This is a genomic window from Streptomyces sp. JB150 (genome assembly GCF_011193355.1).
Lineage (GTDB): Bacteria > Actinomycetota > Actinomycetes > Streptomycetales > Streptomycetaceae > Streptomyces.
Genome location: NZ_CP049780.1, coordinates 59,765 through 84,447, shown reverse-complemented (window position 1 = coordinate 84,447; position 24,683 = coordinate 59,765). Strand labels below are relative to the sequence as shown.

Sequence of the window (24,683 nt, the reverse complement as noted above, 5' to 3'; positions counted from 1 at the left end):
GGACAGCCGAATGCACGCGCCCCTCGCTGAACATACGTCACATCACGGACCGGCAGAAGAGCACCTGAAACAGACCAGTCGCGTAAGCCGTTCAGTTGGCCTTACACGGCAGCTAATTGACGAGCCTGCGCACCTGATCGGGTTCCGCCATCCCGACAGCCCTACAGGGTTACGCTTTCATCGACACACCGCACCATACGGCAACATGAAGACGATACATAAATATAACATGAATTATCTTTGCAGGTTATGCGGCCTGCAATTTTCCGCTATACAAGGTGATGGCTCAGCCGCCCAAAAGGACGGCTTTCAAGGAGGTCACCGTGAAGACACCCAGGCGAGCATTCGCCGCCGGCCTGTCCGCCCTCACGCTCAGCACGACGATGCTGGCCGCCGGATCGGCCGCACCCGCGAGCGCCGCCCCGCTCAACACCAAACTGGAGGCCCACCACAGTGGCAGGTGCCTGGACGTGGCCACCGCGAGCCAGGCCGACGGCGCGTTCGTCCAGCAGTGGGAGTGCTACTCCACCGCCAACCAGAACTGGACCTTCACCTCGCTGGGCAACGGCTACTACAAGGTGAGCGCCGACCACAGCGGCAAGTGCCTGGACGTCGCGGAAGCGAGCCAGGCCGACGGCGGAACGGTCCACCAGTGGCACTGCTACAACACCCTCAACCAGGAGTGGAAGCTCGTCCAGCGCCCCAACGGCTACTTCACGCTGGTCGCCCGTCACAGCGGCAAGTGCCTGGAGGTCGCGGGAGGCAGCATCTACAACGGCGCCGGCGCCGTCCAGCGCACCTGCAGCGCCGACCGGCCGTACCAGGAGTGGCGCCTGCTGTGAGCCGCCGCCTGTGACCACGCGCCGAGCGAGGCCCCGGGCCACCTACCCGGTCCCGGTACGGGCATCGCGCGGCACCGGCCGCCACCGGCGACGACCGGACACCCCTTGCTCGCATAAAGCACAGCACGGACGACGCGGTCGACACCGAACCCGGTCGGCTACGGCCCCGGGGATGACAAGTCAGTGAACAGCGGCCATTCCGGAAGGGCAAGCAATGCGCGGTCCTGTCCGAAAACAGCAGGGGCGAGTCGACCCTGAAAAGGCCGTGACGGAAACGATCACCCACACGCAGGGCACACGGTGAAACACCTCCTGCGCAGCAAGTGCTCCCGGACCCCTCCCGACCAGGATTCACCCGGAATCCCCGAGGCATGCATGCCTGCGGAGCCAAGCAACCCTGACACGAAATGCCATCCGGAGGTCTTCCTATGAGGTTCGCCCGCAGAATGGCCACCGCCCTCTCCGGCGCCGCCCTGACCGTCTCCGGCGTCTTCCTCACCGCCCCCGCCGCCCACGCCGACACCAACTCCTGCCTGTCCTACCTGGAGAGCCAGGGATACACCTTCAAGACCGATTACTTCTACGCCTGTTACCACGGGCACCGCGACTGGATGCTGTGCTACGACATCCTGCGGAACGAAAACGTGCATTACGGCGTCGCCGCCCGAGCCTGCGACCACGCCGCAACGTGACCACGGCAAAGCCCCGCGCCAGCTTGGTTCCTGTCGAGCCCTGGGTGGAGCAGCTCGGCGAGCGGGGCGTACGGCTGCACGGCCACCGTCTGGCGCTGTCCTCCGAGGCTGTCACCGTGCGGGGCGCGGCGGCGAGGGTGCTGTATGTGGAGTGCTCAGGACGTGGTCCGGGACCAGGTCCGGCGCCAGGCAGACGGCCTCGGTATCGCTGCCATGGCAGACGAGGTGGCAGAGGCCGCTGTCCGCGAGCGGGAGACAGCGGAGCAGCTGCGGCGGGGTGGTTCCCCCTCGGGGTTCGGGATGGATCCGGAGCGGCTGGCTGCTGTCTGGGCTGCCAAACACGTGGAGTGGCAGCGCGTCAGGGACGTGATGGCAGAGGCCGGTTGGGACGTGTACCAGCCGGACCGGGACGCTCAGGGCTCGGAATGGGCCCGGGAACGGGAGGCACGGCGGGACAAGGCTCTGGCGGCGAGGGCCGCTCATGAGGAGCGGCGGCGGGAGGAGGCGGGAGAGGTGCGGGCGCAGCTGTGGCTGGCCGCCGGGCCGAGCCGGCTGGTGCGCGCGGCCGCGGCCCGGGCGGGGCTGCGGCCGGCCGACGTCCTGGCGCAGCTCGCCGAGCGGGTCGTCGTGGATGAGAGCGGTAAGGTTTCGGTTCCGCTGTTTATGCCGTCCTGGTGATTCCCGAAACAGTGCTTGAAATAGGTTAGGGGAGGACAGTGGAAATGCGGCATATTCAGCTTCGGGAACACCAGATCGACCAGAAATCCGCTTTCCGTAAATGGGTCGGGATTTCCTGCAAGATCGCCTGTGCCTCCGGGAGGGGCGCGGGCCACGATCGTGTCCGCGACCGGATCCGGTAAAACGATCACTGCGGCCGCGTGCGCGCTCGAGTGCTTCCGGGACGGCCGGATCCTTGTGACCGTGCCGACCCTGGACCTGCTCGTGCAGACCGCCCAAACCTGGCGCCGGGTGGGCCACCGCTCCCCCATGGTCGCGGTGTGCTCGCTGGAGAACGACCCCGTGCTGAACGAGCTGGGCGTGCGCACCACCACCAACCCCATCCAGCTCGCCCTCTGGGCCCGGTCAGGGCCAGTCGTCGTGTTCGCCACGTACGCCTCCCTGGTGGACCGCGAGGACCCGGAGGAGCCTTCGGGTCAGCGGAAGGTGCGCGGGCCGCTGGAAGCCGCTCTCGCGGGCGGCCAGCGGCTGTACGGCCAGCAGATGGCAGGCTTCGACCTCGCGATCGTGGACGAGGCCCACGGCACCACCGGTGATCTTGGTCGGCCGTGGGCCGCGATCCACGACAACGCCCGGATCCCCGCCGACTACCGGCTCTACCTCACCGCCACCCCACGCATCCTCGCCGCCCCCCGGCCCCAGAGGGGCGCGGACGGCCAAGAGGCGGAGATCGCGTCCATGGCCGACGACCCGAACGGGACGTACGGCGAGTGGATCGCAGAACTCGGTCTGAGCGAAGCGATCGAACGCGGCATCCTCGCCGGCTTCGAGATCGACGTCCTGGAGATCCACGACCCCTCCCCCGTCCACGGCGAATCAGAGGAGGCGCAGCGCGCTCGGCGTCTGGCGCTGCTGCAGACCGCGCTCCTAGAGCACGCCGCGAAGTGGAACCTGCGCACCGTCATGACCTTCCACCAGCGCGTCGAGGAAGCCGCCGCGTTCGCCGAGAAGCTGCCCGAGACCGCTGCCGAGCTGTACATGAACGACGCCTCCGACGAGGACCTGGCCGCCGCCGACAAGCTGCCGAAGTCCTCCATCGGCGCGGCCTTCTACGAGCTGGAGGCCGGCCGCCACGTACCCCCGGACCGCGTCTGGGCGGCATGGCTGTGCGGCGACCACCTCGTCACCGAACGCCGCGAAGTCCTGCGACAGTTCGCCAACGGAATCGACGCCGCCGGGCGCCGCGTACACCGCGCGTTCCTCGCCTCCGTACGCGTGCTCGGGGAGGGCGTCGACATCACCGGCGAACGGGGCGTGGAGGCGATCTGCTTCGCCGACACCCGCGGCTCCCAAGTTGAGATCGTCCAGAACATCGGCCGCGCACTCCGACCCAACAAGGACGGCAGCACCAAGGTCGCGCGGATCATCGTGCCGGTGTTCCTCCAGCCCGGCGAGGACCCGACCGACATGGTCGCCAGCGCCAGCTACAAGCCGCTCGTAGCCGTCCTCCAGGGCCTGCGCAGCCACGATGAGCGCCTGGTCGAGCAGCTCGCCTCCCGCGCGCTCACCAGCGGCAAGCGCAAGGTCCACGTGCAGCGTGACGAGGAGGGGCGGATCGTCGGGGTCGGCGGCGAAAGGGACGGCGAGGAGCGGGACGGCACCGACGGCGCTGCCGAGTCCGCGCTGCTGCACTTCTCCAGCCCGCGCGACGCCGCCACCATCGCCGCCTTCCTGCGCACCCGGGTCTACCGGCCCGAGTCGCTGGTGTGGCTGGAGGGCTACGAGGCGCTGCTGCGCTGGCGTCGGGAGAACGGGATCACCGGCCTGTACGCCGTGCCCTACGACACCGAGGTCCAGGTCGGCGTCACCAAGCACTTCCCCCTGGGGCGATGGGTGCACCAGCAGCGCAAGACACTGCGGGCCGGCGAACTCGACCCCCACCGCAAGGAACTGCTCGACGCACCCGAGACCGGGATGGTCTGGGAGCCCGGCGAGAAAGCCTGGGAGGCCAAGCTCGCCGCGCTCCGGTCCTACCGGCGGGCCACCGGGCACCTCGCCCCGCGTCAGGACGCCGTGTGGACCGACCCCGCCGACGGCATCGAGGTGCCGATCGGGCAGCACATGGCCAACCTCCGGCGCAAGGGCGGCCTCGGGAAGGACCCGGAGCGAGCGGCGGAGCGCGCGGCGCAGCTCGCCGCGATCGACCCCGACTGGAACTGCCCCTGGCCACTCAACTGGCAACGCCACTACCGCCACCTCGCCGACCTGGTCGACGCCGACGGCAGCCTGCCCGGCATCGCACCCGGCGTGCACATGGACGGCGACGACATCGGCACATGGCTCCAACAACAGCGCAAGCCGGCTGTCTGGGCACGGCTCCTGCCCGAGCAGCAGGAGCGGCTGACCGTGCTGGGTATCAAGCCGCTCCAGGCGCCGTCTCCTGCCCCGGCGGCCAGGCGTGCGACGAAGGGCCCGAGCAAGGCCCAGGCGGCGTTCCAGCGGGGACTTGCCGCCTTGGCGCAGTGGGTGGAGCGGGAAGGCCAGAGGCCGGTACCACGCGGCGCGGTCGTGGAGATCGCGGTCGACGGCGAAACGGAACCGGTGCCGGTGAAGCTGGGCGTATGGATCACCAACACCAAGTCCAGGCGCGACAAGCTCACCCAGGAACAGCGCAACGCACTCCGGGAACTCGGCATCGACTGGGCAAGGCGGCGGCGAGGTGTTCCCGGTCCCGGTGTGGGGGATGTGCGGCCGGTGCCGGGGCCGGGAAGCCCAGCGCCGGGCCGATCTGCGTCGCCGGACGTGCCAGGACTGCGGCACTGTCTTCCAGACCCCGGCGCCGGCCAGGAGCTTCGGCGACGGGATGTGCCTGGCGTGCGACGAACGCCTTGAGCGTGGACGACGTGTGGCGCTGTCGCTGGTGGAGCGCTCCTGCCGCTGGTGCCTGGGGCAGCTGTTCCCGCTCACTGTGTGGGCGGCGATGAGCGAGCGCGAGAAGGCGATGGCCGACTGGCACTGCGCTACGTGCGAACGCGAGATCGAGCAGGAGCGCGTCCAGGCGCAGCGGCGGGCGGACCGGGCCGGTGGACGACCTCGGGCCGGCCATCGCGTGGGCGCGGAAGATCCTCGCGGATCCGGACGCCTACGCGATCCTGCACACGGTTAGCCGGGCAGATACCCGTCTCACCAGCGAAATCTGTCTCTGTGAGCGCACGGAGACAATCACCCGATCGAGTGCGTCGTCTCAGATCAAAATCACCGCCTGATGCCGGAACCGACTACAGAGCAGACAACAGGGCCCCCTGCAGCTAGAGTTGGTGAGGCACGGCCAGCGGAGCTGGCTGCGACGGGAATGGGTCCGACGTCCCTTTCGGGCGCGTTTGTCACCAAGGTGACGCCGCGTCAATCGCGACAATTTTAAACACGGCCTGTGCGTCGGCAGGGCCTCAGTTGATCACTCGTCTTTAGGGTGGTCGACCTGAGACACCTGCCACTCTGCATGCAGTTTTGCGCTCAGCTCGGCCGCCCTCCACTCGGAGGAGAGGCCCAAGTATGGATGCGCAGATTGTCCTCGGGATTCTGGCAGCGGCTGGCGCCGTGTCCATCTTCTTGTTCGCCTTGAAGGGCCTGCTCGACCAGGTCCCTGATGTGATTCGGTCATGGCGTCGCATCGTGGTTGAAGTCCGGCGCCCCCACTCGGATCACGGGCCCGAGCAAGAGGACCACCGCCCGTTCTCCGCAGGTGCCGATGGCTCGTGATGACAGATCAGGCAGGCCCCATTCGCCCGGGATCGGGATGATGGGCCCTGAAAATGCCGTGACGGTGCCCTGCTAGGCGAGCTCGGCCCGCAGCCGTTCGTTGTCGAGGGTGAGGACCTGGACGTGCTGGGCAAGCGTGTCGACGGACCGGCGAAGGTCTGTGATCTCTTCGTAGCGGGCGCGACGTGCTTCGCGGAGTTCGCCTTGGAGCTTGCGGATGTGTTCGCGCAGGGTCGCGGGAACGTCGGGACCGCTGGTGCGTTCGTCGACGCGCTGCCGGAACGCCTCCAGGGCCTCGGTGGCCCGGTATGCGGTCGCCCGTGAAATGCCCGCTTCGCGGGCGAGGGACGCAACCGTGAGGCTGCCGTCGCTGCGCTGTGGTTCGCCGGCCAGGAGCCGGTCCATGGCCTGGATCAGTGCCGCTTGGACCGAGGGTGTGACGCTATTGTGCGGTCTCCTCGGTCTGGTCGCGCATGTGTTGCAGCTGCTCGATCTGCTGGTGCACGGCGGCCTTTTGGGGGCTGCTCATGGATCCGACATGCCTCTGCCCCCGTCGGGTTCCACGTTGCTGCCGGATCATAGGCGGGCCTCCTGCGGGTAGGTACGGCGCTTGGCCCCGACGGGGGTATCGACGAAGGTGGCGGAGGAGGTGTACTCAGGCCCTCAAGCGCGTTCGATGATCTTCTGGAGGTTCTTGAGCGCGCGAACCGAGGCACCTCTCGCTGCCATGGCGCTCACCAGATCGTCGCCGTGAAGCGGGCCGGCCATCCGGAGATCGTCAACGACCCGCCGCGCCGTCTGCTTGCCCAATGTCCGGCGCCGCGGGGGGCGAGAGGTCGGGCCGGTGGGGTGTCAGTGCCTGGTGGGATCATCGGCTGGGCAGCATCTGCGGCAGGGGGCGGTTGTGGCAGTGGAGTGGGACCGGGTTGGGCAGCCGGGGTTCGACCGGATCGTCGAAGCGCTGGTGCACCGCGCCAGGCGGTTCAGGCCGTGCCGGACCAGGACCCGGTGCACGGTCGAGGTGGGCAGGCCCAGGATCGGTGCCCCAGTGCACGTACCGGGGGTCCCGGTCCGTGCACTGCGGGTACGGTCGGACTTGCTGTCACTAAAGACGGGTCGGGGGCGTGATGACGGGCGTGGAGATTGCAGTCGGGTACGTGTGTGCGTGGCTGGTGGGTCAGGCCCGCCGGGTAGCGGGGCGGGCGGACGCCGAGGTCGACCGGGGGTTGGATGCGGAGTTGGATCGGGTGCACGCCTTGGTCAGTCTGGTCAGCCGCAAACTCGATCAGGACCCGGCACTGCAGCGGGCTGAAGAGGAAGCCGAGACGGGGCGGGAAGAGCTCACGCAGCGTACACGGCGCCGACTGGCGGACTCGTTGGAGGACGCCGTCGAGCGGGATGAGCAGTTCGCCGCAGCACTTGATCAGCTCGTGGAGGAACTGCAGGCCGGGGAACCGGCAGCGGAAACCGGGGCGGGGGACGAGGTCGAAGGGCACCCAGCACGATTACGGTGGCAGGTCGAGGTGAGTACTACTGAGGACCACCCCGGTAGCGGCGACGGTGACTACATCGATTTCCGGCACAGCACCTTCCATGGGCCGGTGCTGGGCAAAGGGACTCAGAACAACTACTTCGGGCGGGTTCCGGCCGCTTTGCCGTATCAGGTCGGGAGGATCCCGCCACAGGCCAACTGCTTCCAGACCCGGGCCGAAGCCAAGCGGCTGGCTGCGACCCTGACCGGAGGCGGGACCACCGTCGTCGGCTCTGCGGCCGGGGTGCTGACAGGGATGGGTGGGGTGGGAAAGACCCAGCTGGCCGCCCACTATGCCCGCAGTGCCTGGCAGAGCGGTGAGGTGGACCTGCTGGTATGGATCACGGCGAACAACGCCACTGCGGCCGCGTCGGGTTGCGCACAGGCCGGCATTGAGGTTTGCGGTGCCGACCCGAAGTACCCGCAACAGGCAGCGCAGACCTTCCTGGCCCGGCTACAGCCCAAACCGCAGGAACGACCCTTGCGGTGGCTGATCGTCTTCGACGACGTCACCGACCCGGCCGATATGAACGGACTGTGGCCGCCGGCCAGCCCACACGGCCGCACTTTGGTCACCACCCGCCGCAAAGACGCCGCCCTCTCCGGCCACGGCCGCCGACTGATTGAGGTCGGCCTGTTCACCCCCGAAGAGTCTCTCGCCTACCTCACCGCCGCACTGGCCGACCACCACCGTCACGAGAACGGCGATCTGCTCGCCGCCCTCGCCGAAGACCTGGGCCACTTGCCGCTCGCCCTCGCCCAAGCCGCCGCCTACATCATCGACTCCCGCGAGACCGTGACTGCCTATCGGGAAATGCTGGCCGACCGTACCGAGAAACTCATCGACGCTGCCCCCGACGTCCTGCCCGACGAGCAGACCCTGCCCCTTGCCGCCGCCTGGTCACTGTCCATCGAGCGCGCCGACACGCTGCGCCCCGTCGGTCTGGCTCGCCCCATGCTCCAGCTCACCGCCTTCCTCAACGCCAACGGCATCCCGCTGGATGTCCTGACCAGCCAGCCCGCACTGACGTGCCTCGCACACCGCGCCTCAACCAGCGCGGAGCCCAGCGACGAACCGGTCGCAGTCTCCCCTCAGGACGCGGGGCGGGCCCTGAGTGCCCTGCATCGGCTCAGTCTCATCGACCACACCCCCAACAGCCCTCAGCAAGCCGTCCGCGTGCACCAGCTCATCCAGCGCGCCACCCGCGACGCCCTGACACCCCGTCAGCACGATCAGACCGCCCTGGCTGCCGCCGACGCTCTCATCGCCGCCTGGCCGACCACCGAACGCGATACCGCCTTCGCCCAGACCCTCCGCGCCAACGCACAAGCCCTGGTCCACCATGCAGGGTCGGTCCTGTACCGGCCGGAAGTGCATACGGTGCTGTACCGGATGGGCACCAGCCTGGGCGAGACAGGTCAAGCCACAGCGGCTCGTGACCACTTCCGTCGCATCACTGAGGCCGTACTACAACGGTTTGACGCTGATCACCCTGCCACCCTCACTGCCCGGCGCCATCTTGTCCGCTGGGAAGGGGAAGCCGAGGGTACGACCGGCAAAGCTTACGCCGACCTGGTGACCGACCAGACCCGGGTGCTGGGTGCCGATCACCCCGACACTCTCGCCACCCGGGCCGACCTGGCCCGGGTGTGGGGCGAATGGAGTCCGTCCGGGGGGCAACATGTCTATCGCGAGCTGCTGGCCGACCAGATCCGGGTGCTGGGACCCGACCACCCCGACACTCTCGCCACCCGTGCGGGCCTCGCCGCCGTGCTGGAACGTGAAGATGGCTCTGCTGCCACGCAGCTTTATCACGAGCTGCTGGCCGACCAGATCCGGGCGCTGGGTGCCGACCACCCTGACACCCTCACCACCCGGGCCCGGCTCGCCCGACGGCGAGGGAAAGGGGGGAACGCAGCTGGAGCCGCGGAAGCCTATGCCGAGCTGCTGGCAGAGCAGACTCGGGTGCTGGGTGCCGACCATCCTGACACCCTCACCACCCGGGCCGACCTCGCCCGATGGCGGGGAGAGGCAGGGGATGCGGCTGGAGCCGCGACGGCCTATGCCGAACTGCTGGAACACATGATCCGAGTAGTAGGCGCTGATCACTCCCACACCCTCACCACCCGGAACAACCTTGCCCGATGGCGAGGCCGGGCGGGGGATGCGGCCGGTGCCGCGGAAGCCTACGCCGACCTACTGGAGCACATGAAGCGGGTGCTGAACACCGATCATCCTCACTTCCTCAAAGCCAGATCCCATCTCGCACATTGGCAGGGAGAAGCGGGAGATGCGGCCGGGGCCGCGAAAACCTACGCTGACCTGTGGGAACACCGTGTGCGGGTAAATGGTCCTGATTCCTCGGATACCCTTCACTGCCGGGACCTCGCTGCCCACTGGCGGGGCTTGGCAGGGGATGCGGTCGGTGCCGCGGAAGCCTATGCCGAGCTGCTGGAGCACAGGCTGCGCGTACAGGGCCCCGACCACCCCGACATCCTCACCACCCGGCACGATCTCGCCCTGTGGCGGGGCTTGGCGAGGGATGCGATCGGTGCCGCGGAAGCCTACGCCGCACTGCTGGAGCACACACTGCGCATCCAAGGCCCCGACCACCCCGACATCCTCACCACACGGAACAACCTCGCCGTCTGGCGCGGGGCTATGGGAGATGCGGCCGGTGCCGCAGAAGCCTACGCCGCACTGCTGGCCGACCAGAGTCGGGCGCTGGGCGCCGATCACCCTCACACCCTTTCCACGCAAGCCAAGCTCGCCGCGAAAAGGGGGGAAGCGGGGGACGAGGCCGGGGCCATGGAGACCGGCCATGACCTGCTGAAGCGCCTGACGCGAATGTTGGGCGCGGATCACCCCCAGACCCTCACCATCCGGGCCAGCTTGGCCCGGATGCAGGAGGACGCAGCCGAGGCCGTGGAAGCCTACGCCAGGATGCTGGCCGTCCAGAAGCGGTTGTTGGGTGCCGATCACCCCGACACTCTCACAACCTTGAACAACCTCGCCGGCGCGCGGGCGTGGGCAGGGGACACAGCCGGAGCAACAGGTGCCTACGCCGAGCTGGCAGACCACATGGTGCGCGCCCAGGGCCCTGATCACCCCGGGACTCTCGCCACTCAGGGCAACCTCGCCCGGTCCCACAGGGAAGCGGGGAACTTGGAGCATGCCATTTCCCTGTACGAGCAGACACTCGCCCACTGCGTTCGGGCGTTGGGCGAGGGGGACCCCCTCACGAGGGCGATCCGCATCGATCTCGCCGCAGCTGTCGCCCAACGCGAAGGCCGCGATGAGGCGTCGTGACCTCGGTTCCCGTGACTCGTACGTCTCCTCACCAGTCAGCGTGCGCTTCATGAGCGCTTCGCCAGGGAGAACGGCGACGAGACCCGGCCGCTGCCCGCCACAGGCGACGCTGCACAAATCGAGGCCGTCCTACACAGCCATCGAGATTTGTATCGTCCTTTGGGTGGCGTCCTCGCTGCAGGCCCTCGAACGGTAATCGCGGGCGGACGACGGCGGTTGTGGAACCGGCGGCAGCCCGCCGCGTGGTACGTCCCGCGTGGTCCGGTCAGGTGCGTGTGTGGTTGCGCCGGGCGGATCGGTTGGCGAGGAGAAGACAGGCCCACACCAGCACGTGGCAGGAGGACAGGGCGATACTCGCGGTGCTGGAGCCCGTTGTGACCTGCCAGGCCAGGAGTCCGATGGCTGTGCAGAGCATCGGCCCGTAGATCCAGACTCTCCATGGTGCGCCTGGCATGGTCCATGGTGGCGGGGTCCGCCGGTGTGAACGGTGCTGCATCGGGGGTTCCCTCTCGAATCCCGGGTCCCGTTCGGTTGTCCGGTAACTTCGGTACGGGTGCGGGAAGGTGACGGTTTCTCAGGTGGGTGGGTTGGTCAGGTGGGCGGTCGGCCGGTGAGGGCGGGCAGGGTGGTTGTCCTGATGCGGCGGTAGGTGACGAAGCCGTGCACGGTCAGTCCTGTCCAGATGACGGTGCTGACCAGGGGCCACCACAGATCCCATCCCTGCTCGCCCTGGATGAGGCTGCCGACCCAGTTCACCGCCCAGCTGACCGCGAGTCCGAGTGCCGCCCACCTGGCCCACCGCCAGATCCGCATGGTGTTGCGGGTACGGGATTCCTGCGGGGTGTGCTCGTCTTGCCGTAATCGGGTGCTGTCCATGACTTCTCGTCTACCCCCTTCCTCGTCCACTTTTCCTGCCCTTTCCGAAGCGCATGTGTGGAAGGGGTGGCGTCGTGGGTGTGGTGCGTCGCCGGATGCGGAATGAGGAATGCGGAGCGGGCCTGGCAGCGTGGTGCTGCCAGGCCCGCCGAGGTGGAGGGTCAGCGTCTGCGGGCCCAGCCGGATCCGACGCCGGCCACGTGCAGGGCGAGGGTCATCAGCCCCAGCAGCATCACATTCGTCGAGGAGAACACATCGTTGGTGCCGATCTCTGCCGCGTTGATCAGAAACGCGAAGAAGAACAGCACCGCCGCGATTATGCCGAGCATGAACAAGCTCCTCTCAGACTGGTGAACCCCGTATGCCCCGCCATCGCTTGTGCAGACATGCAGGGAGGGCTGTCCGTGATGGTGGAGCCGTGCGGCTGAGTCGGGCGTCGTCTGCGGGGGGGGCGCGGCAGTGCGGAACAGCAGGCTCAGAGCCGGGGGCCCGTGAGCTGGTGAAGCCGCTCGTGTGGTGACGTCGACTGTGCACGGGCACGAACATCCCGAGGGTGCTGCCGGAAGGCAGGGCTGGGGTGGGGAGCCGTTTGTGGAGCGGTTGGATTCGGCACGCCGATCACGAGTTCCTGGGGGACGCCATGACAGATGAACCGCCGCAACACTCCGAGCCCGGGCCGCTGTTGAACCTGGGCTGCCTGATGTTGGTGGTGGTCTTCGGTGGCCTGGTGACGATGCTGTACGGCCTGGGGGTGCTGATCTTCGGTGACACCCCGGCCTCGTCCGCCCTCACCGTCCTCCTCGCGGGCCTGGCCGCCTCGGTCCTGGGCGTCGCCGTCATCAAGCCGTTCCCCGGTGCCGTGCAGATGAAGGGGTACGCTCCGTCGGCTCGCGTCACCCGCCTTGCGGCCGAGCGTTCGCTGGGCGATCACCTCTTCACCCGCAAGAACACCAGTCCGCTGGAGATCGTGGCCGGCACGGTGACCGTCGGTGCTGTGATCGTGGGAGCCCTGTGGGGGGTGAACTGGGTCCTCGGCCAGACCGGGGCCGACATCCCCGGCCTGCGGAAGCTGGTGACCATGGTGGTGCTCTGTCTGCTCGCGGCGCTCGTCCTGGTGATCATCGCGCTTCCGGTCCTGTTGTGGCGGATGCCCAGGGGATTCGTGCGCACCCATCTGTACGCGGGCGGGCTCGTGTACACCTCCTACGGCCGCCCGCGCGCCGTGGCCTGGGACGACGTCGATCACCTGGTGCTCTCACGGCAGGCCCGCGGTGCCAGTCTCTTCGGTGGCAAGGTGGTCGCCCACCACGTGGTCACCCGTGGCGGGCAGCGCCTGCGGATCGACGCCCATCCGCACCTGGATTCCGACCCGCTGGGTGAGCACCTGCTCGATGCCCTGCGGCTGCGCGGGCGCCCGGTGCTGGAGGGCGGGGCGGCGGGCGACCCCGGTCGCCGGCGGATCTAGGCCGTTTTCCGCGCCGTCGTGCGGTACTTGGGCGCGACCGCTTCGATCACGCTGCGGTGGGCTCGGCCGCCGCGCGGGCCGGCCGTGCGAGGCCGGCCCGCGCGGTGTGGGTCGTACCGGTCCAGCCGGGTGTGCGGGTGGACGAGTGGGTGGGGTCAGCCGGTGGAGGGGACCAGGCCGAGCCGGTAGGCGAGGACGACGGCCTGGACGCGGTCGCGCAGGCCGAGTTTGGCCAGGATCCTCGACACGTAGGTCTTGACCGTCTCGGGGGTGATGAAGAGCTGTGCGGCGATCTCCGCGTTCGACAGCCCTTCGGCGATCTGCCGGAGCACCTCCAGCTCGCGCGGGGTCAGTGCCCGTAGCACGTCCTGTCGGGCCGGCCGGGACGTATCGGCCGGGCGCAGGTGCTGGGCGAAGTGGCCGATGAGGTGGCGGGTGACGGCGGGGGCCAGCAGGGCCTCGCCCCGGGCGACCGTCCGGATGCCGTTGACCAGTTCCGCCGGGGGCGCGTCCTTGAGGAGGAAGCCGCTGGCGCCGGCGCGCAGCGCGTCGTAGACGTAGGCGTCGACGTTGAAGGTGGTGACGACCAGTACTTTCGGTGGTGCCTCGGCGTCGGGGCCGGCCAGTTGCCGGGTCGCCTGGATGCCGTCGAGCAGGGGCATGCGGATGTCCATCACCACCACGTCGGGGCGCAGGCGTCTGGCGGCCTGGACCGCTTCGTGGCCGTTGTCGGCTTCTGCGACGACCTCCATGTCGGGCTGGGCGGAGAAGATGGTGGCGTAGCCGGTGCGCACCAGGGCCTGGTCGTCGCAGACGAGCACACGGATCGGTGGCGGTGCGTCGCTCACGGGGTCACTCCCATGCGGGCTTGGAGGGAAGGGTGGCGTGGACCTCGAACCCGCCGTCGGGGCGGGGTCCGGCCTTCAGTTCACCATCGACCGTCCGTGCGCGTGCACGCAGTCCGGCCAGTCCGCGCCCGCCGGCCGGGTGCGGTTCGCGTGCGGCGGGTGTGGCCGGCGGCAGGGCGGTGGGTCCGTCGGTGGTCACCTTGATGTCGATGTGCTGCGCGCCGTAGCGGACCGCGACCTGTGTGGGCCGGCCGGGGGCGTGTTTCATCGCGTTGGTGAGCGCTTCCTGCACCACGCGGTAGGCGGCCAGTTCCACGTCCACGGGCTGTGTCTGCCGCTCGCCGTGTTCGTCGAACTCGACCGGCTGGCCGGACCTGCGGGCCTGTTCGACCAGGTCTGCGAGGCGGCCCAGGGTGGGTGCCCGGTCCGCGGGCGCCTCGGCGGACGCCGACCGGCCGGTCGCCTCCAGTACGCCGAGCAGGTGGCGCAGTTCTGTCAGTGCCCGGCGGCCGGTGTCGCTGACGGCGGCAAGTCCCTCGCCGGCTTTGTCCGGTGCGGTGGTGAGGAGGAACTGTGCCGCGTCCGCCTGGATCACCATGGCCGTCACATGGTGGGTGACCACGTCGTGCAGCTCGCCGGCGATGCGTGCGCGCTCCGCGGCCGCGGCCACTTCGGCGGCCAGTCGCCGCCGCTGCGCCTCCCCCGCGCGCCGTGTGCGCACGGTGCTGCCCACCAGATGGAACGCGGCCACCGTCAGGTAGAACGCGAGATAGTCCGCGATGGTCTGCGGTGAGCCGAGGCGGTCCAGGGCGAGGGCCAGTACCCCATAGCCCGCGCTGACCACGCCCGCCAGATGGCGGCGGAAGCGGACCTGGTGGGCTCCGGCCGAGTACAGCGCGAGATACAGTCCCCAGCTTGCCATCGTCGTCGCGAAGCCCAGTGCCTGGTAGGCGGCGAACGCGCCCGCGACGACTGCCAGGCAGCCCGCGGGCCACCGCCGGCGGGCCGCCAGCGGCAGGGTCTGGGCCAGGACGAGTGCGACGCTCAGCGCGCTCGCCGGCCGCTCGGGCAGATCCCCTATCTGCCCTCCGATGGTGGACAGGGTCGGCACGAACGCCGACAGGGCGAGCAGCAGGGCGAGGACGTCGTCCTTGAGGAAGGCGTCCTGCTTCTGCCACCACTCCAGCGGTGCCCGCGGCAGCGTACGGCGGAGAAGGTCCTGGCGGGATGTCACGGGCGTTTCCTCCGGTCAGCCGGCCTGAAGGGGTCGTGCGGTTCGGCGGGGCAGCAGCCGGCCGCCGCGGCGGGCGAGGACGAACATGCGGACGGCGAGCAGTACGCCGATGACGACGGGGATCAGCGCCGCCTCCAGGCCGAAGTCACCGCCGGTCAGCACGGCGGAGCCGTGCGCGTCGACGGTGAACAGGCCGGTGGAGGCGTGTCCGGAGACGGGGATGCCGAGCAGCTGCTCGGTGGTGTTCCAGGCGAAGTGCAGCCCGGCGACGAACCAGATGCTGCGCCGCCACAGGAACGCGGCGCCGAGCATCACGCCCGCCTCCGAGGCGATCGCCAGCGCACTCCACGCGCCGGCTCCCGGAGCGCCCAGGTGGGTGATGCCGAAGAAGAGCCCGGTGATCACGATGGCGGCCCTGCTGCCCCACAGCTGTTCCAGCGCCTGCAGCGCGAGAGCGCGGAACAGCAACTCCTCGGTGACCGCGGCGGCGGCCTGCACCATGACCGCGGACCAGAGGAGGGCCATGACGTCACGGCCCGCCCAGGAGAACGAGTAGCCTCCCAGCGCCGTGATCAGCAGGGCGGACACCGCGACGAAGCCCAGGCCGAGCGCGCCGCCGTACAGCGCCTCCCGGCCGGCTCCCCGTCGGGCGATCTCCGGCGTCGAGCGTCGCGCGGCACGGCGCATGACCAGCCCGTACACGCCCACCGCGGCCGCCGCGCCCAGCACCGGAACCGGACCAGGGCCCGTGGCGGTCAGGGCGGAGACCAGGCCGACTCCGGCCAGGCCGGTGAGCATCCAGCCGAGCGGAGAACGCAGGATCCGGCCGGGACGGCCGCCGTGGCCGCCGTGAGCGGCGGGGGCGTGGGGTGCGTGGGGGGTGTCGGGGGCCGTGTTCGGGCCGGGGCCGTTGGTGTGCCGTGCGGTGGACGTCGTCCTCATGTGGCCTCCCCTGCAGCGGTCGCACAGGCTGCGACCTGACAACCAGGCTAGGAAGCCGTCGCCGTGGGCGGATCACCCGCGGATGGACAACTGCGGTAGCTCTCGCGGGGGATGCGCCCGGGAAGCGGACCGGTCACGCGGGCGGGAGGCGGACGCCATGACGGCCGGTGCTCAAGGGTCGGAGGGCGCGGGCTCAGCAGGAGGAGACCGGTACCGCTGTGGTGGTCCTCTGGTCGTTGGCGATGCGCCAGGTGAAGCGGTAGCACTGGCCGGCCATGGGGTCGGAGCTGGAGAGCAGGATGGCCAGGGTGATCGTGTCCGCTGTGCGCTGCACGCTCTTGACGTTGTAGGGGCGCTGTCGTCCCGTGGGGTCCAGGGCCTTGCGTACGGTGGCGTGGGTCAGGTCCTCGGCGTACATGCTGGAGAGGCGTGTGCGGGCCAGGCCTGCCAGGCCGCCGATCAGCGTGGCCGGACGGCATACTGCCCGGTCGTGCTCGGAGAGCCGTAAGGTCCAGGCGTGGCCCGGGCGGTGGGCGTAGGTGTGGACGAAGCACCGCGTCACCCGCACCGGTCCGCCGCCGAGGAGCAGGGCCTTTTCGTCGTAGTGGGCGGATTGGGCCGCGGTGGCGGTGAATGCGTGGCGTGCCGGGTCGTAGGTGATCACGGGGGCTTGTGTGTGCCGCCAGATCACGCTGATGAGGGCGTCGGTGTCGGTTTGGTTGCTCGTGTGGAGGGCGTGGGCGGTGTCGTCCGCCGTGGCACGGGCGTGTTCCAGGATGGATGCGAGCGTTGCGTCTTTGCGTGCGGTGTTGGCTTTCTCGTCGTGCCAAGAGCGGTATCCCAGCCAGGAGACGGGGAGGGCGAGAGCGGTGATCAGTGCGATCAGCAGGGTCAGGCAGCCGGTGGTCACGGGGTGGTTGGTCTGCCTCGTGACCGCCTCGCTGCGCGGCTTTCGGGGCGGCGACGCCGTGCACCCTGTCGTGGCGGGATTGCTGTCAGCCGGTTCGGGGGCTGTCATGTGCCGGGCGTGCCGGGTCCTGCGCTGATGGATTGCTGGTAGGCGTCCGCGTAGGTGGGTGAGTCTTTGATCAGGTCGTCGCAGAATGCGGCGACGTCGGTGCCGATGAGTTCCAGGACTCCCTTGCCCTCGGCGGCGCCCTCTTCGAAGAAGTCGACGATTCCGGACAGGAGGGAGCCGTCGGACAGGCTGACCGGGCCGACCTTGAACAGGTACTTCTGCATCTCCTTGTAGACGATCTGGTAGTCCGGCGGGAGTGCCTTGATCCGGGCCAGGTGTGCCCGCCACTGCTTTTTGCCTTCGATGATGTCCTGGATGCTCACGTCAGTCCCCCAGCCGGCTCAGTTTCCTTGCGACGTTCCTGTTCAACTGCTCGCGCCACCGGTCGCGGTAGGTCCGCGCTCCCGCTCCGCCGGCCAGCGCCGTGCAGAAGCCCTGCTTGTCGTCGCCGAGGACCTCGCGGGCGCTCTGCCCGTCCGCCGCCGACACTTCGAGCAGTCCCAGGGCGGAGTCGAGGATCGGTGTCAGGTTGCGGCCGGTGAAGTCTCCGTAGGGCAGGAGGTGGGCGGTGATCTGTCCCCACGCCGCCCGGTGGTCGTCCGGCAGGGCCTCGGCCTGGGCTTCGAACGTCTTCCATTCCCTGGTGAGATCGCTGCCTGTGACCTTGTCCCAGAAGTTCATCTCCCGCCCTTCTTGAGGCTGTTGATTCGCGATGAGACGTACTGCCATTTCGCCCAGAATCGTGCGAGTTCCTCGCGGCCGGCGTCGTTGAGGGCGTAGAACTTGCGCGGCGGACCGGCTTCGGAGGGTCGTTTCGTCACCTGGACGAGTCCTTTTCTCTCCAGCCGCAGCAGGATCGTGTACACCGTCCCTTCGATGACGTCGGTGAAGCCGAGTTCGTTCAGCCGGCGGGTGATGGCGTACCCGTAGGTTTCCTCTCTGCCGATGATTTCGAGCACGCACCCTTCGAGGGTGCCCTTCAGCATCTCCGTCAGGTCGTCCATCGCCGGTGCTCCTCAACCCCGTTCGGTACTACGTGCTACCGAGTACCACTATACGGTATCACCTAGTAGTGGTCGCGGTCGGTTCCCCGAGGTGAGTGCGGAAGGCGGTGCTCACACCGTCGCGATGACGACCTCGCCGGCCCTGGCGCGGCCCTTCTCGGCGTAGTCCATGGCCTCGCGGGTGCGGTCGACGACGGGGCGGATCCTCCCGGCCTCGACGAGCCGGGTGATGCCGCGCAGCTGGTCGCCGTCGGCCCTCATGAACAGGAAGGAGTACGTCACGCCCCGGCGTGCGGCGCGGCGTGACGGCCGGGAGCTCAGCACGTGCACCGGCTGGCGCAGGAGCGGGCCGGCGCGCCTGCGGTGGCTCGTGGTATGCGCTGGTGGTGCGTGCTGCTGGTTGGCGCCGGGCGCCGGTGGGGCGGGGGCGTCCCAGCTCGCGTTCGGCGGTGCGGCCAGGCGCTGCTTGACGTACCGGGTGGTGTCGTCGGCGAGGATCTCGGGCGGGCCCGTTTCGATGCCGGACAGGGCCTGGGCGGCGACCTCGGCCGGGTCGGTCTTCTGCTCGGCGGGCACGCCGGCGGCCATGTCGGTGTCCATGTATCCGACGTGCAGCGCCGTCACGGCGATGCCGCGGGGCGCGAGCTCCTCGCGGGCCGCACCGGTCAGCGCCCAGGCGGCGGCCTTCGCCGCGGCGTAGGCGCCGAGGCCGGCCGGGTGCAGCCAGGACAGGACGGACAGCACGTTGAGCACGGCGCCGCCGCCGTTGGACTCGATCACCGGGGCGAAGGCCCGGGTGACGGCGAGCGGGCCGAAGAAGTTGACCTCCATCTCCAGGCGCACGGCCTCCGGGCTGCCCGCGATCAGCGGCGTGCCGGTGGAGACGCCGGCGTTGTTCACCAGCAGCGTCGCGTCGGCGGCGGTGCGAGCCGCCTCCCGGATCGACGCCTCGTCCGTCAGGTCGAGCCGCAGGGGGACGACCCCCGGCATGTCCGCCGCCTCGGGACGGCGGGCCGCCGCGTAGACCTTGGCTCCGCGCGCCACGAGCTGGGCGGCCAGGTGCCGTCCGAGCCCGCGGTTGGCACCGGTGACCACCGCGACCGCGTCCTTCAGTTCCATGAGTGCTCCCTGGGCGCGGCGCGGCGCCGCGCCCGGTCTTCGTCCTCGCCGTCAGCTCCCGGGCAGGCAAGGACGACGGTGGCGTGCCGGGCGATCCGGCGGCGCGGTGCCACGTGGTTGTCGATGAACACGTACGGGGCCGCCGGAAGGGCGGCGGCCCGGTGTGAAAGGCGTCGGACTCATTTGCCCAGGCGTTCAAGGTCCAGTCGTGAGAGCCAGTCGACCTGGAGTCCGCCGTGGCGCAGCCACCGCTCGTTGTGTGCCGCGGCCGCCTTGGGCTGTATCCGCTGAGCACGGTCGTCGTCACCGGCCAGGCGGAGCTCCTCGTAGAGGCTTTCGAGCATGGCGCCGGCGTCGACACCCCCCGTGTCGGCCGTGGCGGGACGGTTCGGGAGAACGGTGCGTTGCGTGTCCTGACCGCGTTGCGATGCGGTGAGGGACCACAGCCGGCTCAGGGCGCCTCGCTGGCCCGCGGCGGCGGCGTGCAGGTAGTAGGACCTGGCCTCCTTGAGACGGCCGGTTTTCTCGTACAGCACACCGAGGTTGAACACCGCGTTCGCGTCACCGCCGTCAGCAGCTGCCCGAAACAGGTCCTCTGCCTCTTGAGCGCACCCGGCCTCGGCGAGCAGCACGCCTAGGTTGACCTTGGACTCAAGGTGCCCGGCGTCCGCGGCGGCGCGAAGGAACACCTCAGCCTGTCTCGTAAGACCGGCTGCGGCGTGCGATGAGGCTTGGCGGCACAGGGCGGCGGCAGCTCCGTTCCGTGCCGCGGTGCTCAGGACCGTCACGGCCTCATCCAGCCGCCCTGTCCGGACCAGCAAGGCACCCAAGCGGCAGACCGCGTCGGCGCTCTCAGGGCCGCCGGTGTCCCGCAGGATGTCCACGGCGGTGGTGTAGGTGCTGACCGCTTCTTCGAACCGGTCCAGCTCCACCAGGAGCGCTCCTTTGTTGACCAGAGCTTTGCCTTGGCTGAGTCGGTCCCCGGTGCTCCCCAGGATGTCCACGGCAGTGGTGTACGTGCTGACCGCTTCTTCCGTCCGGCCGACCAGTCGCAGGGCGTATGCCAGGTTGGTCAGTGCGCTGCCTTCACTGTGGCGGTCGCCGGTGTGGTGGAAGATCTCCCCTGCGGCGGTGAGAGCTTCGACGGCCTCTTCCACCCGCCCCACTTCCCACAGGACCAGCGCTAGGTTGTTCCGCGCCTTGCCTGCGTTATGACGGTCACCGATGTCGTGGAAGATGCGCGCCGCAGCGGAATGGATGTCGATGGCTTCATCGAATCGCCCTAGTTTGTCCAGGACGGCTCCGTGATTGGTCAAGGCGATGGCTTCACCTCGACGGTCGCCGGTGTCACGGAAGATGCCCGCCGCGCCGGTGTGGGCGGCGATTGCCTCGTCGAAGCGGCGCACCTGTGACAGGACCAGCCCGAGATTGGTCAGTGCCTGGCCCTTGCCTTGCCGGTCACCGCAGTCGTTCATGATGTCCAGAGCTTGCCTGTGTGCGGCGACGGCCTCGTCGAACCGGCGCACCTCGGACAGGGCCAGCCCCAGGTTCGTCAGTGTCAGGCCTTCCCTGTGTCGGTCACCGGCCTCCTGATGGATGCGCACGGCAGTGGTGTTGAGGGTGATCGCGTCTTCGAAGTGGCGGCGGTGGTCGAGGAAACGGGTGAGGACCGAGGCCAGGACAGTGCATGCGCCGGTGTCGGCGGCCGCGGCGGCAAGCAGGTTGGGACGTTCGGCGTCCAGCCAGTCCAGGGCAGTGGCACGGTCGGGGAAGCGGTCGGAGACCGGCAGGCCGGCAACGGTCTCCAGATGGGTGTCCGCTGCGGCGGCGAGAGTGACGTAGTGGTCCAGCAGGCGGGCCAGCGCGGCGGCGCGCTGGTCGGTGTCGGCATGAACCCGGCCTCGCTCGTCGGCGAACACGCGGACGAGATCATGCATGGACCAGCGGTCTTGCCGTTCCGGGTCGGGGTGCAGCAGGTGGGCTCGGGCCAGCCCGTGCAGCAGGCGTTCAGCGCCGGGGTGTGCGAGCAAGGCGGCTGCGGCGTCGGTGGAGATGTCGGGGCCCGGGGCTGAGGCGAGCAGGCGAAACGCGCGGGCTTGGTCGGCGTTCAGGTGCTGGTAGGACAGTTCGAAGGTGACCCGCACAGCCAGCGGCCGGCCTTCACTGTCCTTGTCGTCGTAAGCCAGAGCGTCCAAGCGGGTGCGGACATCCTCCAGAGCCTCGACCTGGGCGGCCACGGACCGCGTGCGTACGTCGCGCAACAGGGCCGCGGTGATGTGCAGGGCGAGGGGGAGGTGGCCGCACAAGGCGGCCAGGCGCAGGGCGTCCTCGCGCTGGGTGGCGATGCGGTCATCGTCGCGCTCTGCGCGCAGGGCGCGCTCCAGCAGATCGAGCGAGTCTTCCGGTTCGAGGGCCTCGAGGGTGATGCGGCGGACTCCGCGCAGCGCGGACATGGTCTGCCGGGACGTGATCAGGGCACGGTGCGGGGAGCCCGGGAGCAAGGGGTGCACCTGGTCGGCGGTGCGCGCGTTGTCCAGCACCACCAGGAGCGGGCGGCCTCGGCGAGCCAGGTCCTTGACGACGGTCCGCCAGGCGTCCAGCTTTTCCTCCGCGCTGGCGGGCAGGTCATCGTCTTTGACGCCCAGCGCGCGCAGGAAGCGGTCGGCCACCGCCGGCGGGCCGACTTCAGGGTCGGTGCTGTAGCCGCGCAGGTCCGCGAAGAGCACGCCGCCGGGGAAGCGCCCCTCCTGAGAAGCCTGGTGTGCGGCGTGCAGAGCCAAGGCGGTTTTGCCGACCCCGCCCATCCCGGCCACCGCCGACACCACCACCGTCCCCGTCTGCAGGCCGAACTCCGCCTCTTGGGGTGGGTCAGGGCTCAGCCACGCCAGTATTTGTTGCAGCGGTCCCTGCCGTCCGACCAGTTCGGCAGGGGCTGCGGGCAGCGTCACGGGGCCGGTGCTCTCCGCTGGCGGAGCAAAACCGTATGGTCGTCCGTTGTGCGTGGGGGGCCGGACCGGTTCCTCGCCGTCCGACCTGACCGCGTTCTGCGCGATCACTTCTTCCAGCGCGCTGGTGGTGCCGGGATGGCCGTGCCGGGAGATGAGGTCGGCGAACTCGGTCAGCTCGAGGGCTTCATGGATGGGGACGGCGTGCAGACGGCGCCAGCCCATGGTCGGGTTGTCCTCGACCGCCACGCCGACCAGTCGGCCATGACAGAAGATGGCCGAGCCTGAGGCGCCTGCCCACGGCCGTTCTCCGCTGCCTGCGGGCGCCGGCCAGACGGGGCAGTCCAGTACCCAGCCCGACGAGGACGTCGAAACCACCGGTAACTCACCGCGCAGGTATTCGCACTGAGTCATGCTCCCGGCGTCAGCCGCGAAGGCGGGGAAGCCGGCACCTTCGAACGGCACGGGGACAACACCGCCGGGGCGGCCCCACCGCACCGGTCCCCCGCTGGTCTCCACCGGCTCATCCAGCCACAGAAGCGCCACGTCCACGCTGTGCGCAGGCGGGGCTGCCTTGTGCGGATCGGGCCAGCACACGCGCGCCGACCGCTGGACCAGATCGGTCCCGTAGCGCGGGTGTCCCACGTGAACCTCGATGTGCCCGGCCCACCGCTCGTCAGGACGCACGACATGCAGCGCCGTCAAAACCAGGTGAGGACCGACCAGGTACCCGGAGCCCGAACCGCGCGGTGCCCCCGTGCGTACCAAGGCGAGACGCTGCGGATCCATCTCATGCCTCCCACGGCCGCGGCTGAGCGCTCTTCCGGGAGGTGTCCGATTCGCCGTCGGTTAACTTGCCCTGGGGTTGTTGTCCCGGCCCGTCGTCACCTGGGACGTCGAGGCCTCCGGCGCTACGGCGAATCCGAGCCCGCTGCCCGCCCAGTGCCTCGTCCCGAACCTGCAACGTGAGCGTCAGCATCTGCCGCCGGGTGCTGCCCGCGCCGCTGCCGGCCTCGCCACCGATCTTGGCTCCCGGCAGGCCGACTTCCACTGTGACACCGCCGTTGGCGTCCCGTCGGAACTCCACCTCCAGCGACAGCTCCGCCTGCTCCACGTCGAAGCGGAATTGCTGGTCACTTCCCGCGGCCTGCGCCGCATACAGCTCCCGCCGTAGCTCTCCGAGTGCCTCAGAAAGCGATATCCCCATGTCCATGGTCCCCCCTGGTCTTCGCACGCCCGGCGCAGACAGCCCGACCGTCATTTCCCCGATACGTCCCGCTCTCCGCAGCGTTTTGCACCGCAAGCGCGGTGCGAGGGTCTACCCGGATTCTCGTCGGTTTCGCAAGGACTCGTGGTGGGCGGCTTCGGGGGCGGCGCGAGGATGGCGCCGGCGGTCATCCCGGATCTGGTGGGTCGGCGCAGCAGTGCCAACAGCAGGGCGCATTCCAGCACGCGGCTGCCGCACCGGTCGTCGACATGGCCGCCCGCGTCCACAACGACGGCCAGGTACCGCACGAGTGCGGGCAGGCCCGGTTCGTGAGGGCCGGCGGCGGCATCCAGTCGCGTCGCGGTGGGTCTTCCGCCGCCAGGGCAGGGAGCCGTCGCGCATGCGGCTGATCGGTGTGGCCCGCCCGCCGTGAGCGACACCGCAAAAGTCGTCCGCCTCGGCGTTCCGCAGCATCGACGCGCTGTGCTCGTGGTAGCCGACGAGAACGACGTCGAGGCGCCGGCGGCGGATCGCTCAAAAGCGGGAACGGGCCGTGTTCCAGGAGTTCCCAGGTGAGGCCGAGGCCGCTGGGGCCGGCGCTGAAGCCGTCCGCCATGACCACCAGGCGCATGAGCCGGCCGTTGCCCTCGCCGTGGTAGACCCAGGCGGTGCCGGAGGAGGTGCACCGGGGCCTGTGGCGGAGCGTCACCGCCGGGCCGATCCGGGTGTGGGGGTCCGGGCGGCACGGCGGTCCGGTCTGTCCGGCGGTCCGGTCTGTCCGGCCGGTGCTGCCGTCGCCGGGCGGGGTCAGCGCGTCGCGTGCCTTTTGGCGGCGTACGCCTCGGCCGCGTCGTCCGGCGGCTTCGCGCCTACATCACGCCGGGGAGCAGAGTGCCGCCGAGCAGCCCCTTGACCTTCTTCGCGTTGCCGACCGTGTTCTCGGTGACCTGCCGGCCGGGACCGGCGTCGAGGACCTCTTCGAGGAGTTGCCTGAGGGGCTCCGCGGCCTCGTCGGGCAGTTGCTGGGGAGCATCCGCCATGTCTGGTTCCTGTCGTTCGTGCCGCGCCGCGTCTCGGCGCGGCGGGATACCCGTCGTCTGTCCGGCTGCGGTGCCGACACGCGATCAAAGGCCGGGATTCACCCGTTCCGGTGGATTTCGGAGGGGGTGCGGGCCGTCCGTCAGGTGACGGGACGTCGGGGCCGGGGGCCGGT

General features: G+C 69.6%; 21 protein-coding genes and 1 pseudogene. 7 read left to right on the top strand and 15 right to left on the bottom strand.

Features of this window, described 5'->3' with window-relative positions:
* The first annotated feature begins 323 nt into the window (after positions 1-323).
* The 5 genes from G7Z13_RS00385 (at position 324) to G7Z13_RS00365 (ending at position 5,971) form a co-directional block, all read left to right on the top strand.
* Positions 324-842 (top strand): RICIN domain-containing protein, encoded by a 519-nt coding sequence (locus G7Z13_RS00385; protein ID WP_165994962.1) that lies wholly within the window; start codon positions 324-326, stop codon positions 840-842.
* A gap of 446 nt (positions 843-1,288) precedes the next feature.
* The gene (locus G7Z13_RS00380) at positions 1,289-1,534 is read left to right on the top strand and encodes a hypothetical protein (protein WP_165994961.1); all 246 of its coding nucleotides are present in this window, start codon (positions 1,289-1,291) and stop codon (positions 1,532-1,534) included.
* A 369-nt stretch (positions 1,535-1,903) separates the two neighbouring features.
* Positions 1,904-2,212, top strand: coding sequence for a hypothetical protein (locus tag G7Z13_RS00375; protein ID WP_165994877.1), 309 nt, complete (start codon positions 1,904-1,906; stop codon positions 2,210-2,212).
* 129 nt (positions 2,213-2,341) lie between these two features.
* Positions 2,342-5,104 carry a DEAD/DEAH box helicase gene (locus tag G7Z13_RS00370; protein ID WP_240926056.1) on the top strand — a complete coding sequence of 921 codons (2,763 nt, stop codon included), beginning with the start codon at positions 2,342-2,344 and terminating at the stop codon, positions 5,102-5,104.
* 660 nt (positions 5,105-5,764) lie between these two features.
* Positions 5,765-5,971 carry a hypothetical protein gene (locus G7Z13_RS00365; RefSeq protein ID WP_165994960.1) on the top strand — a complete coding sequence of 69 codons (207 nt, stop codon included), beginning with the start codon at positions 5,765-5,767 and terminating at the stop codon, positions 5,969-5,971.
* Positions 5,972-6,043: 72 nt separating this feature from the next.
* Here G7Z13_RS00365 and G7Z13_RS00360 read toward each other — a convergent pair whose 3' ends face one another.
* A complete protein-coding gene (locus tag G7Z13_RS00360) occupies positions 6,044-6,376 on the bottom strand; it encodes a helix-turn-helix domain-containing protein (RefSeq protein WP_165994959.1) in 333 nt (110 codons plus the stop codon).
* A gap of 731 nt (positions 6,377-7,107) precedes the next feature.
* Here G7Z13_RS00360 and G7Z13_RS00355 point away from each other — a divergent pair.
* Positions 7,108-10,812 (top strand): tetratricopeptide repeat protein, encoded by a 3,705-nt coding sequence (locus tag G7Z13_RS00355; RefSeq protein ID WP_165994958.1) that lies wholly within the window; start codon positions 7,108-7,110, stop codon positions 10,810-10,812.
* 591 nt (positions 10,813-11,403) lie between these two features.
* Here G7Z13_RS00355 and G7Z13_RS00350 read toward each other — a convergent pair.
* Positions 11,404-11,688, bottom strand: a complete 285-nt coding sequence (locus G7Z13_RS00350; protein ID WP_165994957.1) for a hypothetical protein — start codon at positions 11,686-11,688, stop codon at positions 11,404-11,406.
* 161 nt (positions 11,689-11,849) lie between these two features.
* Positions 11,850-12,017, bottom strand: coding sequence for a hypothetical protein (locus tag G7Z13_RS00345; protein ID WP_165994956.1), 168 nt, complete (start codon positions 12,015-12,017; stop codon positions 11,850-11,852).
* Between the two features lie 311 nt (positions 12,018-12,328).
* On the opposite strand from G7Z13_RS00345, the gene G7Z13_RS00340 reads away from it, so the two are divergent.
* The gene (locus G7Z13_RS00340; RefSeq protein WP_165994955.1) at positions 12,329-13,153 is read left to right on the top strand and encodes a hypothetical protein; all 825 of its coding nucleotides are present in this window, start codon (positions 12,329-12,331) and stop codon (positions 13,151-13,153) included.
* A gap of 155 nt (positions 13,154-13,308) precedes the next feature.
* On the opposite strand, the gene G7Z13_RS00335 is transcribed toward G7Z13_RS00340, so the two are convergent.
* From G7Z13_RS00335 to G7Z13_RS00280, 12 genes and pseudogenes are all read right to left on the bottom strand, one after another.
* Positions 13,309-14,001, bottom strand: coding sequence for a response regulator transcription factor (locus G7Z13_RS00335; RefSeq protein WP_165994954.1), 693 nt, complete (start codon positions 13,999-14,001; stop codon positions 13,309-13,311).
* A 4-nt stretch (positions 14,002-14,005) separates the two neighbouring features.
* Complete coding sequence (locus tag G7Z13_RS00330) at positions 14,006-15,235, bottom strand: sensor histidine kinase (protein WP_165994953.1); 1,230 nt, start codon at positions 15,233-15,235, stop codon at positions 14,006-14,008.
* Between the two features lie 15 nt (positions 15,236-15,250).
* Entirely contained in the window at positions 15,251-16,177 is a 927-nt protein-coding gene (locus G7Z13_RS00325) for a CPBP family intramembrane glutamic endopeptidase (RefSeq protein WP_165994952.1), read from the bottom strand.
* A 193-nt stretch (positions 16,178-16,370) separates the two neighbouring features.
* A complete protein-coding gene (locus G7Z13_RS00320; RefSeq protein ID WP_165994951.1) occupies positions 16,371-17,087 on the bottom strand; it encodes a hypothetical protein in 717 nt (238 codons plus the stop codon).
* Positions 17,088-17,191: 104 nt separating this feature from the next.
* Positions 17,192-17,518, bottom strand: coding sequence for a DUF1048 domain-containing protein (locus tag G7Z13_RS00315; RefSeq protein WP_165994950.1), 327 nt, complete (start codon positions 17,516-17,518; stop codon positions 17,192-17,194).
* A gap of 1 nt (position 17,519) precedes the next feature.
* On the bottom strand, positions 17,520-17,876 hold the full coding sequence (locus G7Z13_RS00310) for a DUF1048 domain-containing protein (RefSeq protein WP_165994949.1): 357 nt from the start codon (positions 17,874-17,876) through the stop codon (positions 17,520-17,522).
* Positions 17,873-18,199 (bottom strand): PadR family transcriptional regulator, encoded by a 327-nt coding sequence (locus tag G7Z13_RS00305; RefSeq protein WP_165994948.1) that lies wholly within the window; start codon positions 18,197-18,199, stop codon positions 17,873-17,875. The genes G7Z13_RS00310 and G7Z13_RS00305 overlap by 4 nt, the downstream gene beginning before the upstream one ends.
* Before the next feature lie 111 nt (positions 18,200-18,310).
* A complete protein-coding gene (locus G7Z13_RS33415) occupies positions 18,311-18,523 on the bottom strand; it encodes a zinc-binding dehydrogenase (protein ID WP_277347430.1) in 213 nt (70 codons plus the stop codon).
* Between the two features lie 111 nt (positions 18,524-18,634).
* Positions 18,635-19,318, bottom strand: a pseudogene (locus tag G7Z13_RS00300) (SDR family oxidoreductase); the annotation flags it as partial.
* Between the two features lie 179 nt (positions 19,319-19,497).
* Positions 19,498-23,052: a tetratricopeptide repeat protein gene (locus G7Z13_RS00295; protein ID WP_165994947.1), complete on the bottom strand. Its 3,555-nt coding sequence runs from the start codon at positions 23,050-23,052 to the stop codon at positions 19,498-19,500.
* 1 nt (position 23,053) lies between these two features.
* The gene (locus tag G7Z13_RS00290) at positions 23,054-23,476 is read right to left on the bottom strand and encodes a trypco2 family protein (protein WP_240926055.1); all 423 of its coding nucleotides are present in this window, start codon (positions 23,474-23,476) and stop codon (positions 23,054-23,056) included.
* 863 nt (positions 23,477-24,339) lie between these two features.
* Positions 24,340-24,510 (bottom strand): hypothetical protein, encoded by a 171-nt coding sequence (locus G7Z13_RS00280; RefSeq protein ID WP_165994946.1) that lies wholly within the window; start codon positions 24,508-24,510, stop codon positions 24,340-24,342.
* Between the last annotated feature and the right edge of the window lie 173 nt (positions 24,511-24,683).